Origin of the sequence: Corynebacterium otitidis ATCC 51513 (assembly GCF_000296405.1) — a bacterium.
GTDB classification, from domain to species: domain Bacteria; phylum Actinomycetota; class Actinomycetes; order Mycobacteriales; family Mycobacteriaceae; genus Corynebacterium; species Corynebacterium otitidis.
The window spans coordinates 554609-569882 of record NZ_JH815192.1 but is presented as its reverse complement, the minus strand read 5'-3'; the positions used below and the strand labels follow the sequence as shown (position 1 = coordinate 569882).

The window sequence follows — 15274 nt, the reverse complement described above, 5'->3', positions numbered from 1 at the left end:
GCCGCGGGCGGGCTGGCGCTGGCCGGCTCGCGCCGCGCTGCCCGGTCCTAACAGCCGGGCCCGAGGCGCCCGGCGCAGGCGCCGCGCCGTGCGGTTCGTGCCGGGGTGGATGAAACCGCCTCCCGGCCGCCGCGCGGGAAAGGTTGCTCCCCGCGGTTAGCGCCGCGAGCTGCGTGATCGCCGCTCGCCGCACCATAAGAGGCGCCTCGTGCGCTCGGCCACGCGCCGGGCTACCGGGGCGCCTTTTTGTCTTCGAAAAGACCGATCGGTCTAGCGCTCGCTATGCTTCCGGGGCATGGTTTTCTCGACGTTGACGCGCCGCGGGCGCCTGGCCCGCCCCGCGCTCGCCGCGGCGTTGGCCGGGGCTCTGGCGGCGGGCTGCGCGGACCCGCAGCCCATCGAGGACGCCGCCTACACGGATCTGGACTTGAGCCCCGACCGGGGGCTCATCCGCGCCGAGGAGAGCCCGGAGCTCGCCGCGGCGGTGCCGGACTCCATCAAGGAGGACGGGAAGCTCACCGTGGCTTACCCGTCGCAGCCGGGCCCGCCGTTCGCGCTGCTCGCCACGGACAACGAGACGCCCATCGGCGTGGAGATCGACCAGGCGCAGCTCCTGGCGGACAAGCTCGGCCTCGAGCTTGACCTGCAGCCGATCAACTGGAGCGCGTGGCCGCTCAAGCTCGCGACCGGCGACGTCGAGGTCGTGCACTTCAACATCGGCGTCACGCGCGAGCGGTTGGAGCGCTTCGACTTCGCCACCAGCCGGGGCGCGTTGATGGCGTTCTCCGCGCGGCCGGAGTTCGAGGGCACCATCGAGTCCTACGAGGATATCTCGGGCCTGCGGATCGCGGTGGGCGCGGGCACCACCCAGGAGCGGATCCTCCTCGACTGGAACGAGCTCTTAGAGGCCGAGGGCAAGGAGCCCGCGGAGCTTGCGCACTACGCGAACGGGCAGGACATGGTGCTCGCCGGGGCCGCCGGCCGGGTCGACGCGATCATGGACCCGAGCCCGTCGGCGAGCTACCGGGAGTCGATGCGCGACGACCTCGTCATCGTCGGCCGCGTCAACGAGGGCTGGCCCGACGAGACGCTCATCGCGTCGACGACGAAGCGGGGCGACGGGCTCGCGCCGGTGCTTGCCGCGGCGTTCAACGAGCTCATCGACGAGGGGCTCTACCTCGAGTCGCTTAAGAAGTGGGACCTGCCCGAGGAGGCGATCCCCGAGTCTGAGACCCACTCCCTGGAGTCCTACACCGACGTCGAGTACGACTAGCGCGCCGCAGGGCGGCGTGAGCGAAGAAAGCGAGGAGGACGATGACGGTGGCCGAGGGTTTTCGCCCGAGCGGGGTGCTGCGCTTCGGGGTGTTCGTCCACGGCGTCAACCCGGACGTCGTGTGGCGCTCGCCGGAGGCGGGCTCGCAGGTCGCGTTCGAGACCTACCGGCGCGTCGCCCAGACCGCCGAGCGCGGCGGGTTTGCCTACTTCTTCCTCGCCGAGGGGCTGCGCCTGCGGGAGAACAACGGAGAGATCTTCGAGCTGGATGTCGCGGGCCGCCCCGACGCGCAGAGCCTGCTCGCGGCGCTCGCCGCGGAGTTCTCCCGCATCGGGCTCGTCGCCACGCAGAGTGCCACGTACAACGACGCCGTCGACCTCGCGCGCCGGCTGCAGAGCCTCGACCTCGTCTCCGGCGGGCGGGCCGGCTGGAACGTCGTTACCACCATCGACCCGTGGATCGGGGAGAACTTCAAGCGCGGCGGCTACCTGCCGTTTCGCGACCGCTACGTCAACGCCGCCGACGTGCTCGCCGCGGCGCGCGCCTCGTGGCGGGGACTGCCCACGACGATTACGAGCGACTACCACCGCGTCTCCCACGCCCCGGGGCTGCCGAGGAGCCCGCAGGGCGAGCCGGTGGTCTTCCAGGCTGGCGTCTCCCCGCAGGGCCGCGACTTCGCCGCCCGCCACGCGGAGGTGATCTTCTTGCCCTACTCGAGGCTTGAGGATGCCGTCGAGTTCCGGGCGGACATCGTCGAGCGCACCGTCGCCGCCGGGCGGGAGCCGAACGCCGTGGCGATCATGCCGGCCGCGGAGTTCGTGCTCGCGCCCACCGCCGCCGAGGCGGAGGAGAAGGAGCGCGAGCTGCGCCGCCTCCAGGTCGGCCCGGAGCAGGCGATCGCCTTCCTCGAGGCCTACTGGGGCAGGGACCTCTCCGACCTCGACCCGGAGGGCCCGCTCCCGGACTTCGACCCGGTCATCGACCGCACCGACGGCAGCCGCGGCGAGCGCTTCCAGTTCGCCGACGCGAAGAAGGTCGCCGACCGGCTGCGCGCCGAGGCCAAATCCCACGGCTGGTCCATCAGGGACACGGCGATCGCGAAGCTCACCGCGCGGCCCCGCGCGTTCGTCGGCGGCTTCGACGAGGTCGCCGACCGGCTCGCCGAATACGCCGACAAGGGCGCCGTCGACGGGTTCACCGTGACGCCCTACCTCATCCCCGGCGGGATCGACGACGTCGTCGACGAGCTCGTACCCAGGCTGAAGGAGCGCGGCGTCTACCCCGAGGCCTACGAGGGCGACACGCTGCGGGCGAACCTCGGGCTCGGGCCCGCGCCGGGCGCCGGCGAAGCTGAATAGCCCCCGCCGGCCGGCGCCGCGGGTTTTTTACACGTACGCGGAGATCCCCGTGATCGTCTTGCCGACGATGAGCGACTGGATGGTGTCGGTGCCCTCGTAGGTGTGGAGCGCCTCGATGTCGGCCATGTGACGCATGACGTGGTTCTCCAAGAGGATGCCGGTGCCGCCGAGCAGGTCGCGCGCCTCGGCGGCGATGTAGCGCGCGCCGCGGGTGTTGTGCACCTTCGCCAGCGAGGCCTGCTGGTGGCGCAGCCGCCCCTCCGCCTCGAGCTGGGAGATGCGCCGGCAGTACAGCGCCATCGCGGTGAGCTTCTGGAGCATGTCGGCGAGGCGCTGCTGGATGATCTGGAAGCTCGCCAACGGCTTGCCGAACTGGCGGCGCTCCGTGGCGCGGTTAAGCGCCGTCTCGAAGCAGTCGATGGCGATGCCGAGCGCGCTCCACGCGACGCCCACGCGAGTGCCGGAGAGCACCTTCGAGGCGGCGAGGAAGCTCGTCGCGCCGGGCAGGCGCTGTGACTCGTCGACGCGCACCCCGTCGAGCTCGATCTCGGCCTGGGGGATGGCGCGCAGCGCGACCTTCCCGGCGATCGCCTGGGAGTGATAGCCGGGCGCGTCCTGCGGCACGAGGAAGCCGCCGACCTCGCCGTCGTTGTCCCCGCCTTCCATGCGCGCCCACACGACGGTGATGTCGCCGCCGTGGCCGTTGCCGATCCACTTCTTCTTCCCGTCGATGACCCACGAGTCGCCGTCCTTGCGGGCGGTGGTCTCGAGGGCGACGGCGTCGGAACCGTGGGTGGGCTCGGTGAGCGCGAACGCGCCGAGCTTCTCCGCGCGGGCGAGCGGCCCGAGCCAGGCCTCCCGCTGCTCCGGGGAGCCGCACTGGTCGATGGCCTGCATCGCGAGGCCCGCCTGCACGGCGATCGCGGTGGCCATGGAGGCGTCCGCGCGGGAGACCTCCATGGTGATGAGCCTAGAGGCCAGCGGCGTGATCGTCGGCTGGCCCGGCACGTCGACCGCGTCGGTGAGCAGGCCCTGCTTCCCGGCGAGCGCGACGAGGTCGGTGGGGTAGTGGGCGTTCTCCCAGTCCTTCGCGATGCGGGTGCGCACCTCGGCGGCGAAGGCCTGGGCCTGGCGCCACGCGTCGAGCTCCGGGCCGTCAATGTCGGAGAACAGGTCGTAGAAGTCGGCCGGGCTGGAGTCGAGCGGATGGGTCATGGCGTCCTCCCTGGAATCGATGTGATGGGGGACACGCTAGCACGGCCCGGCGCGCGGCGACCGGGCAACGAAAGCTATGAATAGCAAAATAATAACCCGGAAGTGTGGCATATATCTCTGTTATCGTTGCCTCATGATCGACAAGACCCACTGGACCGCGCGGGAGGCCGTCGCCGACATCGCCGACGGGGTGAGCATCGCCGTCGGCGGCTTCGGCCTCGTCGGCGTGCCCGAGGTCCTCATCGACGCGCTCATCGAGCAGGGCGCGAGCGGACTGACCATCATCTCCAACAACCTCGGCAGGGAGGACGCCGGGCTCGGCCGGCTGCTCGCCGCCGACCGAATCTCGACGAGCATCGGTTCGTACGTGAGCAACAACGCCGAGTACCTGCGCCGCTACCTGGAGGGCGATATCGAGCTGCAGTTCGTCCCGCAGGGCACGCTCGCGGAGAAACTCCGCGCCGGCGGGGCGGGGATCCCCGCCTTTTACACCTCCGCGGGGGTGGGCACGGACATGACGACCACGGGGCTGCCGAAGCGCTACCGGCCCGGCGAGGGCGGCCAGCCGCCCACCCCGGTGGAGTTCACCGCCCCGAAGGAGACCCGCTCGTTCGGCGGGGAGCTCTACCTCCTCGAGGAGGCGCTCACCCCGGACGTCGGGCTCGTCCACGCGCACAAGGCCGACCGCTACGGCAACCTCGTCTTCAGGCTCACCGCGCGGAACTTCAACCCCGACGTCGCGCGCGCAGCGAAGCTCACCATCGTGCAGGCGGAGTACGTCGTCGACGAGCTCGACCCGGACGAGGTGCACGTGCCTGGTATCGCCGTCGACCGGGTCGTCGAGGTCGGCAGGCAGGACGTCAAGGTCGAGCGGCGCACCGTCACCCCGCGCGCCGCCGGGAACGGAAGCGAGGCTTAAGGAGAACCATGGCGTGGACGAAGGACGAGGCCGCGGCGAGGGTCGCGCGCCTGTTGCCGGACGGCGCGTACGTCAACCTGGGCATCGGGATGCCCACCAGGGTCGCGAACTACGTCCCCGACGGCGTGGAGGTCGTCCTCCACTCGGAGAACGGGCTGCTCGGCGTCGGGCCGTACCCGGGCGAGGAGGAGCTCGACCCGGAGCTCACCAACGCCGGGAAGGAGACGGTCACCGCCGCGCCCGGCGCGTCGACGTTTTGCTCCTCGGACTCGTTCGGGATGATCCGCTCGCGCTCCATCGACGTCGCGGTGCTCGGCGTCATGGAGGTCTCCCAGTTCGGGGACCTCGCCAACTGGATGGTGCCCGGCGTGCTCGCCAAAGGGATGGGCGGGGTGATGGACCTCGTGCACGGCGCGAAGCGCATCGTCGCGATCACCGAGCACCTCACGAAGAACGGCGACCCGAAGATCGTGGCGCGCTGCCAGCTGCCGCTCACCGGGGCGGGGTGTGTGGACACGATCGTGTCGACCTACGGGGTCTTCGAGGTGGACCCGAGGCTCGGGCTTGAGCTCGTCGAGTGCGCGCCGGGCGTCACCGTCGACGAGGTCGTGGAATCCACCGGCGCGCCGGTGCGCGTCGCGGACGCGCTGCGGGGTGCCGGCGCGTAGCCGCCCGGCGGCGAGTCCCGCCCGGGCGAAGGGGGAGCACCCGGGCGGGGGTTGCCCTCGCGGCGCGCGGCGCGCGCCCGCCGGCGGGGCCGAAGCGGGTAGGCTGGGGCGGGCGAGTATGTAAGGCCGGCGGGCAGCCCGCTTGCCTCGACGTCGACGTCACCCAGCGACCGATCACGAGAAGCGAGTTTTCTTCAAAGACACCCATGGCACGTATGCAAGAAAGCGCCGATCTCCTCAAGTGCTCGTTCTGCGGCAAGAGCCAGAAGCAGGTCAAGAAGCTCATCGCCGGGGGCGGCGTGTACATCTGCGACGAGTGCATCGAGCTGTGTAACGAGATCATCGAGGAGGAGGCCACCCGCTCCGGCGGCTCCGGGAAGGACAAGGCCGAGCGCCTGCCCAAGCCCAAGGAGATCGCCGCGTTCCTCGACGAGTACGTCATCGGGCAGGACCGCGCGAAGCGCACCCTGGCCGTCGCGGTCTACAACCACTACAAGCGGGTGCGCGCCGCGGAGCAGGCCGCCGGGCGTGGCTCGCGGCACGCGAAGGGCGACGACGACGTGGAGATCGCGAAGTCGAACATCCTCCTGCTCGGGCCCACGGGCTCGGGCAAGACCTACCTCGCGCAAACCCTCGCGCGGCTCCTGGATGTGCCCTTCGCTCTCGCGGACGCGACGTCTCTCACCGAGGCGGGCTACGTCGGCGAGGACGTGGAGAACATCCTTCTCAAGCTGCTGCAGGCCGCGGACAACGACATCGAGCGCGCGCAGCGCGGCATCATCTACATCGACGAGATCGACAAGATCACCCGCAAGGGCGACAACCCGTCGATCACGAGGGACGTCTCCGGGGAGGGCGTGCAGCAGGCGCTCTTGAAGATCCTCGAGGGCACGGTCGCCTCGATCCCGCCGCAGGGCGGGCGCAAGCACCCCAATCAGGAGTTCATCCAGCTGGATACCTCCAACATCCTCTTCATCGTCGCGGGCGCGTTCGCGGGCCTCGACAAGGTCATCGGGGAGCGCGCCGGCGGCTCGAAGCTGGGCTTCGGCTCGGCGCTCAAACCCGCGGGCGAGAAGAAGAAATCCCAGGGCGACGTCTACGCCCAGGTCCGCCCCGAGGACCTCGTGAAGTTCGGCCTCATCCCCGAGTTCATCGGCCGCCTGCCCGTCGTCGCGACGGTCGACGACCTCGACCGGGACGCGCTCGTGCGGGTGCTTACCGAGCCGCGCAACGCGCTCGTGAAGCAGTACCAGCGCCTCTTCGAGATGGACGACGTGGAGCTGAGCTTCACCGACGAGGCGCTCGGCGCCGTCGCGGATCTCGCGATCGAGCGGGGCGCGGGCGCGCGCGGGCTGCGCGCGATCATGGAGGAGCTCCTCGTGCCCGTCATGTACGAGATCCCCGATCGCGACGAGCCGGGCCAGGTCGCGATCACCGCCGCGCACGTGCGCGGCGAGGAGCCCGTGGAGGTCGACCAGGCGCCCGCGCGCTGGTCGGCCTAGCGGGCCTTGGGCCCGGGCGGGGCCGTTAAGATGGGCGCCGTGACTGACTCGAAGAACCCCGCCGATCGGCTCCCCGCGAGCTGGGAGCCCACGGAGCGCGAGCCCGAACTCTACGAGAAGTGGGTGGAGCGCGGCTACTTCCACGCGGACGCGTCGAGTGAAAAGCCGCCGTTCTCCATCGTGCTGCCGCCGCCGAACATCACCGGCCGGCTGCACATGGGCCACGCGCTCGACCACACGCTCATGGACTCGATCGCCCGCCGCAAGCGGATGCAGGGCTTCGAGGTGCTGTGGCTGCCGGGCACCGACCACGCGGGGATCGCCACCCAGACCAAGGTCGAGGCGCATCTGAAGGAGACCGAGGGCAAGGACCGGCTCGACTACTCCCGCGAGGAGTTCGTCGAGAAGGTCTGGGAGTGGCAGCGCGAGTACGGCGGCACGATCTTAAGCCAGATGCGCGCGCTCGGCGACTCCGTCGACTGGGATCGGGAGCGCTTCACCCTCGACGAGGGGCTCTCCCGCGCGGTGCAGACGATCTTCAAGCAGCTCTACGACAAGGGGCTCATCTACCGGGCGACGAGGCTGGTCAACTGGTCGCCGAAGCTGCGCACCGCGGTCTCCGACATCGAGGTCGTCTACAAGGACGTCGAGGGCGAGCTCGTGTCCTTCCGCTACGGCTCGCTCAACGACGACGAGCCGCACCTCGTCGTCGCGACGACCCGCATGGAGACGATGCTCGGCGACGTCGCGATCGCCGTGCACCCCGAGGACGAGCGCTACCGGCACCTGGTCGGCGAGCGCTTCCCGCACCCGCTGCGCGACGACCTAGAGGTCGAGGTCATCGCCGACGACTACGTGGACCGCGAGTTCGGCACCGGCGCGGTGAAGATCACCCCGGCCCACGACCCCAACGACTACGCGATGGGCCAGCGCCACGGCCTGGAGATGCCCAGCGTCATCGACGAGACCGGCCACATCGCTGGCACGGGCACCCGCTTCGACGGGATGAGCCGCGAGGACGCCCGCGTCGCGATTAGGGAGGCGCTCGCCGAGCAGGGCCGCATCGAGAAGGAGGAGCGGCCCTACGTGCACTCCGTCGGCCACTCGGAGCGGTCCGGGGAGCCGATCGAGCCGCGCCTGTCGATGCAGTGGTGGGTCAAGGTCGACGAGCTCGCCCGCATGGCCGGCGACGCGATCCGGAAGAAGGACACCGAGCTCATCCCCGCCTCGCTCGAGCCGCGCTACTTCGACTGGGTCGACGACATGCACGACTGGACAATCTCCAGGCAGCTGTGGTGGGGGCATCGCATCCCCATCTGGTACGGCCCCGACGGCGACGTCGTGTGCGTCGGCCCCGACGAGGAGCCGCCCGCCGGCTACACCCAGGACCCGGACGTGCTCGACACGTGGTTCTCCTCGGCGCTGTGGCCCTTCTCCACGATGGGCTGGCCCGAGAAAACCCCGGAGCTGGCGAAGTTCTACCCGGTCTCGGTGATGGTCACCGCCTACGACATCCTCTTCTTCTGGGTCGCGCGGATGATGATGTTCGGCACGTTCGCCTCGACCACCACCCCGGAGATCCTCGGCGCCGGGCGCGAGGGCCGCCCCCAGGTGCCGTTCACCGACCTGTATCTCCACGGCCTCGTGCGCGACGAGAAGGGCCGGAAGATGTCGAAGTCGCTGGGCAACGGCATCGACCCGATGGACTGGGCGGAGCGCTTCGGCGCGGACGCGCTGCGCTTCACGCTCGCGCGCGGCGCGAACCCGGGCACCGACCTGCCGGTCGGCGAGGACCACGCGGCGAGCTCGAGGAACTTCGTCACGAAGATCTTCAACGCCACGAAGTTCGCGCTCTTGAACGGCGCGCACGTCGGCGAGCTGCCCGCCCGAGACGAGCTCACCGACGCGGACCGTTGGATCCTCGACCGCCTCGAGGAAGTGCGCTCCAGCGTCGACCGGAACCTCGACGCCTACCAGTTCGCCAAGGCCAACGAGGAGCTCTACCACTTCACGTGGGGCGAGTTCTGCGACTGGTACGTCGAGATCGCCAAGACGCAGATCCCCCGCGAGGGCGAGACCGCCCGCGGCACCGCCACCCAGCGGGTGCTCGGCCGCGTCCTCGACGTCGTGCTCAAACTCCTGCACCCGGCGATGCCGTTCATCACCGAGGAGCTGTGGTGCGCGCTCACCGGCGGCGAGAGCGTGCTGCTCGCCCCGTGGCCCACCGCCGAGGACACCACCGCCGGCGCGCCGGTCGATACGGACGCCGCGCGCCACGTCGCCGACGCGGAGCGCCTCATCACCGAGATCCGCCGCTTCCGCGCCGACCAGGGGCTTAAGCCCAACCAGTGGGTGCCCGCCCGCGTCGACCTCGCCCCGGCGGGGCTCGAGGGGCTCGGCGACGCGATCGCCCAGCTCGCGAGGCTCAAGGAGCCCGGCGAGGGCTTCAACCCGACGGCGAGCATCGAGGCGCGCCTCGAGGGCGCGACCGTCGAGGTGGCGCTGGATACCTCCGAGGCGGTGGACAAGGACGCCGAGCGCGCCCGCCTCGCCAAGGACCTCAAGGCCGCGGAGAAGGAGCTTGAGACCACCTCGAAGAAGCTCGACAACCCCAACTTCCTCGCCAAGGCGCCCGCCGAGGTGCAGGACAAGATCCGCGAGCGCCGCTCCGTCGCGGAGGCGGAGATCGAGCGCATCACGACTCGCTTGGAGGCGATGTAGGACCGTGGCCGACCGAGACGACAACGACGCCGTCAACAAGGGCGACAACCGCAAGGACGAGGGCCTAGAGACCGACGCGGAGGCGCTGCGCGCCGAGCTCACCGGCGAGAACCGCGAGGACTCCGGCGACGAGCCGCGGATCGGGGAGGCCACCCTGGATGAGTCGGGGCTCTCCCTCAACCTCGAGGGCGACGAGGCCGACGAGGAGCCCATCGAGGACCCGGTGACCCGCACCGACCTCGCGAACCTCAGCATGGCGGAGGCGCAGCTCGAGCAGCGCTGGCCCGAGACGAAGATCGACCCCTCGCTCGAGCGCATCGAGATGCTCATGGACCTGCTCGGCTCCCCGCAGCGCGCCTACCCGACGATCCACGTCGCCGGCACCAACGGCAAGACCTCGGTGGTGCGGATGGTCGAGTCGCTGCTGCGCGCCTTCCACCGGCGCACCGGGCGCACGACGAGCCCGCACCTGCAGCTCATCACCGAGCGCATCGCCATCGACGGCAAGCCCATCCACCCGCGGGTCTTCGCCGAGACGTGGCAGGACATCAAGCCCTACGTCGAGATGGTCGACGAGAAGACCGGCATCCCCATGTCCGAGTTCGAGGTCCTCACCGCCATCGCGTACGCCGCGTTCGCGGACGCGCCCGTCGACGTCGGCGTCGTCGAGGTGGGCCTCGGCGGGCGCTGGGACGCGACCAACGTCATCGACTCCGACGTCGCGGTCATCACCCCGGTGGGCCTCGACCACCGCGACTACTTAGGCGACACCATCGCCGAGATCGCCGGCGAGAAGGCCGGGATCATCAAGCCGCGCCGCACGGACGATGAGGATGTCATCGCGCCGAAGGAGAACATCGCCATCGTCGCGGAGCAGGACCCCGAGGCGATGCCCGTCATCCTCCAGCGCGCCGTCGACACCGAGACCGCCGTCGCGCGCGCCGGCGTGGAGTTCGGGGTCGTCGAGTCCCGGGTCGCCGTCGGCGGGCAGATGCTCACCATCAACGGGCTCTCCGGGCGCTACGAGGACATCATGCTGCCGCTCTCCGGGGAGCACCAGGCGAGAAACGCCGCCACGGCGCTCGCCGCGGTCGAGGCGTTCTTCGGCGCCGCGCCCGGCCACCAGCTCGACCAGGAGGCGGTGCGCGCAGGCTTTGCGGCCGTCACCTCCCCGGGCCGGCTCGAGCGGGTGCGCTCCGCGCCGACGACGTTCATCGACGCCGCCCACAACCCGCACGGCATCAAGGCGCTCAGCGACGCGCTGGGGCGCGACTTCAACTTCGACCGGCTCATCGGCGTCGTCGGGATCTTGAGCGACAAGGACGCCGACGGGATCCTCGCCATCCTCAACGAGCGCCTCGACGAGGTGGTCATCACCCAGAACACCTCGCCGCGCGCAATCCCCGCCGAGGAGCTCGCCGAGCGGGCCCGCGACATCTTCGGCGACGAGCGCGTCCACGAGATCGACTCGCTGCCCACCGCCATCGAGCTCGCCGTGGAGCTCGCCGAGGAGGCCGACGTCCAGTCCGGCTCGGGCATCATCATCACCGGCTCGGTCGTCACCGCAGGCGAGGCCCGCACCCTCTTCGGGAAGGAGCCCGCGTGACCACCAACGACGACCACGCCTCCGAGGTCGGCCCCCTGGGCCGCGGCCACGAGCCCGCCAAGGACCCCATGAAGGGCCTGCGCGGCGTGCAGGCCGGCACCCTCGTGCTCGAGGCGATCACCTTCTACCTCTCGCTCACCGTCATCCTCCGCGTCGACGGCGGGGAGCACTGGACGCCTTTCAACTGGGGCTACATCACGGTGCTCGCCACCCTCATGCTGCTTGCCGCGTTCCTCCAGCGGGTGCCGAAGATCCAGGTCGTCATCATTGCCCTGCAGGTCGCGGCCGTCGCCGGCGGGATTCTCGTGCACGCCTCGCTGTTCTTCCCCGCCGCGATCTTCGCGGCGGTGTGGTGGTACATCTTCCACCTGCGCTCCCGGCTCATCGCCCGCATGGAGCGCGGGCTTTTAACCACCCAACACAGCTAGGGTCCCGGGCCCCGGAGCGGCGGGCCTTCTCCGGTAGCATGGCGGCATGACTGAACGCACCCTCATCCTCATCAAGCCGGACGGCGTCAAGCGTGGCCTCGTGGGCGAGATCATCTCCCGCATCGAGAAGAAGGGCCTCTCCCTTGCGGCCCTCGACCTGCGCGTCGCCGACCGCGCCACCGCGGAGAAGCACTACGAGGAGCACCAGGACAAGCCCTTCTACGGCGAGCTCGTCGACTTCGTGACCTCCGGGCCGCTTATCGCCGGCGTCGTCGAGGGCGAGAACGCCATCGACGCGTGGCGCCAGCTCGCCGGCGGCACCGACCCGGTCGCCAAGGCCGCGCCGGGCTCCATCCGCGGCGACTTCGGGCTCACCGTCTCGGAGAACGTCGTCCACGGCTCCGACTCCCCGGAGTCCGCCGAGCGCGAGATCGGCATCTGGTTCCCGAACCTCTAAAACACCACAGAGGCTAAGATCCTCAACCCCGCCCGCCCCGCGCCCAGCGGCGCGGGCGGGCGGCACCATCTTCCCCGGCGCCGGGGCCGAAACGAGAGGCCCCGAGTAGCGCCGCATCGACAACTTCATAGACCCACGACGCGCGGCGCGGCCGGAACGAGCCTGGCCCCCGCGCGCCGGCGCGCCGCCCCCAGCGAGGCGCGCGCCGAGCCGCCGCGGTTCGCCCGCGGCGCGACGAAAAACACAAGGAGAGTAGAGAAACGGTGGCGAACTCCGAGAACGACACCCGCGACGAAAAGAAGAAGGCCACGGGGGCGAGGCGCCGCCGCCGGGCGAGCGCGAGCGGCGGCCCGACGGACAAGAAGGTCAAGGACGCGCAGGCGACAACCGCCAACGCCGAGGCCGACACGACCTCCTCCACCGAGGGCGAGAACGAGTCCGCAAAGAAGAAGCCCGCCCGCGCCAAGAAAAGCGCCGGGAAGGCCAAGTCGTCCGGCGCGAAGAAGGACCAGGGCGCCAAGAAGGACGCGGACGCGAAGAAGGACCAGGGCGACAAGCAGTCCGAGAGCCCGAAGAAGGGCGAGGAGGCGAAGGGCAAGCCCACCCGCCGCCGCACGCACTCCGCGAAGCCCAAGGCCGCCGGCGCGCAGCCCGACGCGAAGGGCAACAAGGGCGACGAGCCCGAGGAGACGCAGCCCAAGCGCGAGAGCAAGCGCGGCGCGAGGCGCGCGAAGAAGGACGAGAAGCCCGCCGCCAGCGACGCGAAGAAGGCCGACAAGGCCGAAGAGTCTGCCGCGTCCCGAAAGGGGGACGACGGTAAGGCCGACAAGAAGAAGCAGGGCAAGCCCGCCCGCGGCGGGTCGCGGCGCCGCCGGGGCGCGACGAGCGAGGGCGCGGTCTCGGAGGAGACGAGGCGCGCCGCCCGCGAGTTCGACGCCGCCTCGCTCAAGCCGAAGCAGCGCGTCCACGAGCTCGCGAAGCGGCTCGGCGCGACGTCGCGGGAGCTCATCGTCGCGCTCAACGGGCTGGGCATCACCAAGGTCGCGCAGAGCACGCTCGTCGAGGAGGACGCCCGCCGCCTGCTCGAGGCGCTCGCCGAGCCGCGGGATGCCGCAGAGGCGAAGGAGGCCGACGAGAAGCTCCGCGAGCGGGTGGAGAAGAACGTCGCCAACGAGATCAACCAGATCGAGCAGAAGGTCGACCGCGACCTCGCCGCCGAGCGCGACGACGAGGCCGAGGCCGGCGACGAGGCCGAGGAGCCGGCCGAGACCGAGGTGGGAGAGCCCGCCGGGGACGCCGCCGGCGAGGCGGCCGAGCCCGCTCCGAAGCCGGCCGGATCGTCGAACCGCCGCCGCGCCCCGCTGTTCAAGGCGCCCGAGGAGACCGCGGACGACGAGGACTCCGACGACGCCGAGGAGGAGGCCACCGGCGGGCGCGGCCGTCGGGAGCGGCGCCGCAAGGACAAGGCCAAGGGCGGCAAGGACGCCAAGGACTCGAAGGATTCCAAGGACTCCAAGGACAAATCCGAGAAGAAGGAGCCGGAGCGCCGCGACGAGCCGGTCGCGCTGCGTGGCTCGACGAGGCTCGCCGCGAAGCGGCGCCGCCGCCAGGAGCGCAGCCGGAACGGTCAGCCGGCCTTCACCGAGGCCGACGAGGCCGCCGCGCACGCCAAGCACCGCGACGTGGAGCGCACCATCGTCGTGCGCGACAAGGAGCGCGACGGCGAGGGCACGCTCACCCAGGTCGGCATCCTCGAGGACGGCCGGCTCGTCGAGCACGTCGTCACCTCCGAGGGGCAGGCCTCGCTCATCGGCAACGTCTACCTCGGCCGGGTGCAAAACGTGCTGCGCTCGATGGAAGCGGCGTTCATCGACATCGGCAAAGGCCGCAACGGGGTGCTCTACGCCAGCGACGTCGACTGGAAGGCCGCGGGGCTCGACGGGCGCTCCCGCCGCATCGAGCAGGTCTTCAAGAACGGCGACCAGGCGCTCGTCCAGGTGACGAAGAACCCCTCCGGCCACAAGGGCGCCCGCCTCACCGGGCACGTCTCGCTCGCGGGCCGCTTCCTCGTCTACACGCCGGGCGGCTCGACGGCGGGGGTGTCGCACAAGCTGCCCGCCGGGGAGCGCAACCGGCTCAAGAAGGTCGTCAAGGGCCTCGTACCCGAGGGCGACGGCGCGATCGTGCGCACCGCCGCGGAGGGCGTCGACGAGCAGGAGATCGGCGCCGATATCCAGCGCATCACCCGCCTGTGGGACGACATCGAGCGCCGCGCGAAGAAGGAGCGCTCCAGCAAGGGAGCGAAGCCGGTGGCGCTCTACGAGGAGCCGGACCTTTTGGTCAAGGTCGTGCGCGACCTGTTCAACGAGTCGGTCGACCGGCTCGTCGTCGACGGGCGGCGCTCGTGGAACACCGTCAACGCCTATGTGCAGTCCGTCGCCGGGTCCTTGAGCGACCGGCTCGAGCGCTACGACCGCGGCGCCCACGGCGGGCGCGACGCGTTCGAGGAGCTCAACATCGACGAGCAGATCGAGGAGGCCCTCCAGCGGGTGGTCTACCTGCCCTCGGGCGGCTCGCTCGTCATCGACCGCACCGAGGCGATGACCGTCATCGACGTCAACACCGGGCGGTTCACCGGCTCGGGCGGGAACCTCGAGGAGACGGTGACGCGCAACAACCTCGAGGCCGCCGAGGAGATCGTGCGCCAGCTTCGGCTGCGCGACGTCGGCGGGATGGTCGTCATCGATTTCATCGACATGGTCCTCGAGGAGAACCAGGACCTCGTTCTGCGCCGCCTCAACGAGGAGCTCGAGCTCGACCGCACCCGCCATCAGGTCTCCGAGGTGACCTCGCTGGGGCTCGTGCAGCTCACCCGCAAGAAGATCAGCACCGGGCTTTTGGAGACCTTCTCCAAGCCGTGCGAGGCTTGTGAGGGCCGCGGGCTCGTGCTCTTCGACGAGCCCGTCGACAGCGAGCAGACCGAGGCCTACCTCGAGGCCGAGCGGCGCCGCCGCGGCGACGAGGACGACGTCGTCGACGCCGCCGACGAGGCGGCCGACGCCCGCGAGGACGTCGACGCCGGCGCGCCGGACCGCGACGCGGAAGAGGCGACCGGCGGCCGCGCCGA

Annotated in this window: 11 protein-coding genes; 10 read left to right on the top strand and 1 reads right to left on the bottom strand. The window is 70.7% G+C overall.

Annotation, left to right across the window (positions count from 1 at the left end; all coding sequences use genetic code 11):
• The first annotated feature begins 295 nt into the window (after nt 1-295).
• Together HMPREF9719_RS02500 and HMPREF9719_RS02495 are read left to right on the top strand one after the other, a co-directional pair.
• Nucleotides 296-1273, top strand: a complete 978-nt coding sequence (locus tag HMPREF9719_RS02500; protein WP_004600396.1) for a transporter substrate-binding domain-containing protein — start codon at nt 296-298, stop codon at nt 1271-1273.
• Between the two features lie 41 nt (nt 1274-1314).
• A complete protein-coding gene (locus HMPREF9719_RS02495; RefSeq protein WP_004601751.1) occupies nt 1315-2631 on the top strand; it encodes an LLM class flavin-dependent oxidoreductase in 1317 nt (438 codons plus the stop codon).
• Nucleotides 2632-2658: 27 nt separating this feature from the next.
• Here the strand turns inward: HMPREF9719_RS02495 and HMPREF9719_RS02490 are convergent, their stop codons facing one another.
• The gene (locus HMPREF9719_RS02490; protein ID WP_004600394.1) at nt 2659-3846 is read right to left on the bottom strand and encodes an acyl-CoA dehydrogenase family protein; all 1188 of its coding nucleotides are present in this window, start codon (nt 3844-3846) and stop codon (nt 2659-2661) included.
• 133 nt (nt 3847-3979) lie between these two features.
• Between HMPREF9719_RS02490 and HMPREF9719_RS02485 the strand changes: the two genes are divergently transcribed.
• The 8 genes from HMPREF9719_RS02485 to HMPREF9719_RS02450 all read left to right on the top strand — a co-directional run.
• The gene (locus tag HMPREF9719_RS02485) at nt 3980-4765 is read left to right on the top strand and encodes a CoA transferase subunit A (RefSeq protein ID WP_004600393.1); all 786 of its coding nucleotides are present in this window, start codon (nt 3980-3982) and stop codon (nt 4763-4765) included.
• Nucleotides 4766-4773: 8 nt separating this feature from the next.
• On the top strand, nt 4774-5433 hold the full coding sequence (locus HMPREF9719_RS02480; RefSeq protein ID WP_004600392.1) for a 3-oxoacid CoA-transferase subunit B: 660 nt from the start codon (nt 4774-4776) through the stop codon (nt 5431-5433).
• 206 nt (nt 5434-5639) lie between these two features.
• Nucleotides 5640-6935 carry an ATP-dependent Clp protease ATP-binding subunit ClpX gene (gene clpX / locus HMPREF9719_RS02475; protein ID WP_038075017.1) on the top strand — a complete coding sequence of 432 codons (1296 nt, stop codon included), beginning with the start codon at nt 5640-5642 and terminating at the stop codon, nt 6933-6935.
• Nucleotides 6936-6965: 30 nt separating this feature from the next.
• Entirely contained in the window at nt 6966-9656 is a 2691-nt protein-coding gene (locus HMPREF9719_RS02470) for a valine--tRNA ligase (protein ID WP_004600390.1), read from the top strand.
• 4 nt (nt 9657-9660) lie between these two features.
• Nucleotides 9661-11262, top strand: a complete 1602-nt coding sequence (gene folC, locus HMPREF9719_RS02465) for a bifunctional tetrahydrofolate synthase/dihydrofolate synthase (RefSeq protein ID WP_004600389.1) — start codon at nt 9661-9663, stop codon at nt 11260-11262.
• The gene (locus HMPREF9719_RS02460; protein WP_004600388.1) at nt 11259-11690 is read left to right on the top strand and encodes a DUF4233 domain-containing protein; all 432 of its coding nucleotides are present in this window, start codon (nt 11259-11261) and stop codon (nt 11688-11690) included. The genes folC and HMPREF9719_RS02460 overlap by 4 nt, the downstream gene beginning before the upstream one ends.
• A gap of 46 nt (nt 11691-11736) precedes the next feature.
• Nucleotides 11737-12147 (top strand): nucleoside-diphosphate kinase, encoded by a 411-nt coding sequence (gene ndk, locus HMPREF9719_RS02455; RefSeq protein WP_004600387.1) that lies wholly within the window; start codon nt 11737-11739, stop codon nt 12145-12147.
• Between the two features lie 263 nt (nt 12148-12410).
• Nucleotides 12411-15274: translation initiation factor IF-2 N-terminal domain-containing protein (locus HMPREF9719_RS02450; RefSeq protein WP_004600386.1), on the top strand; the 2864-nt coding region annotated here is incomplete at its 3' end.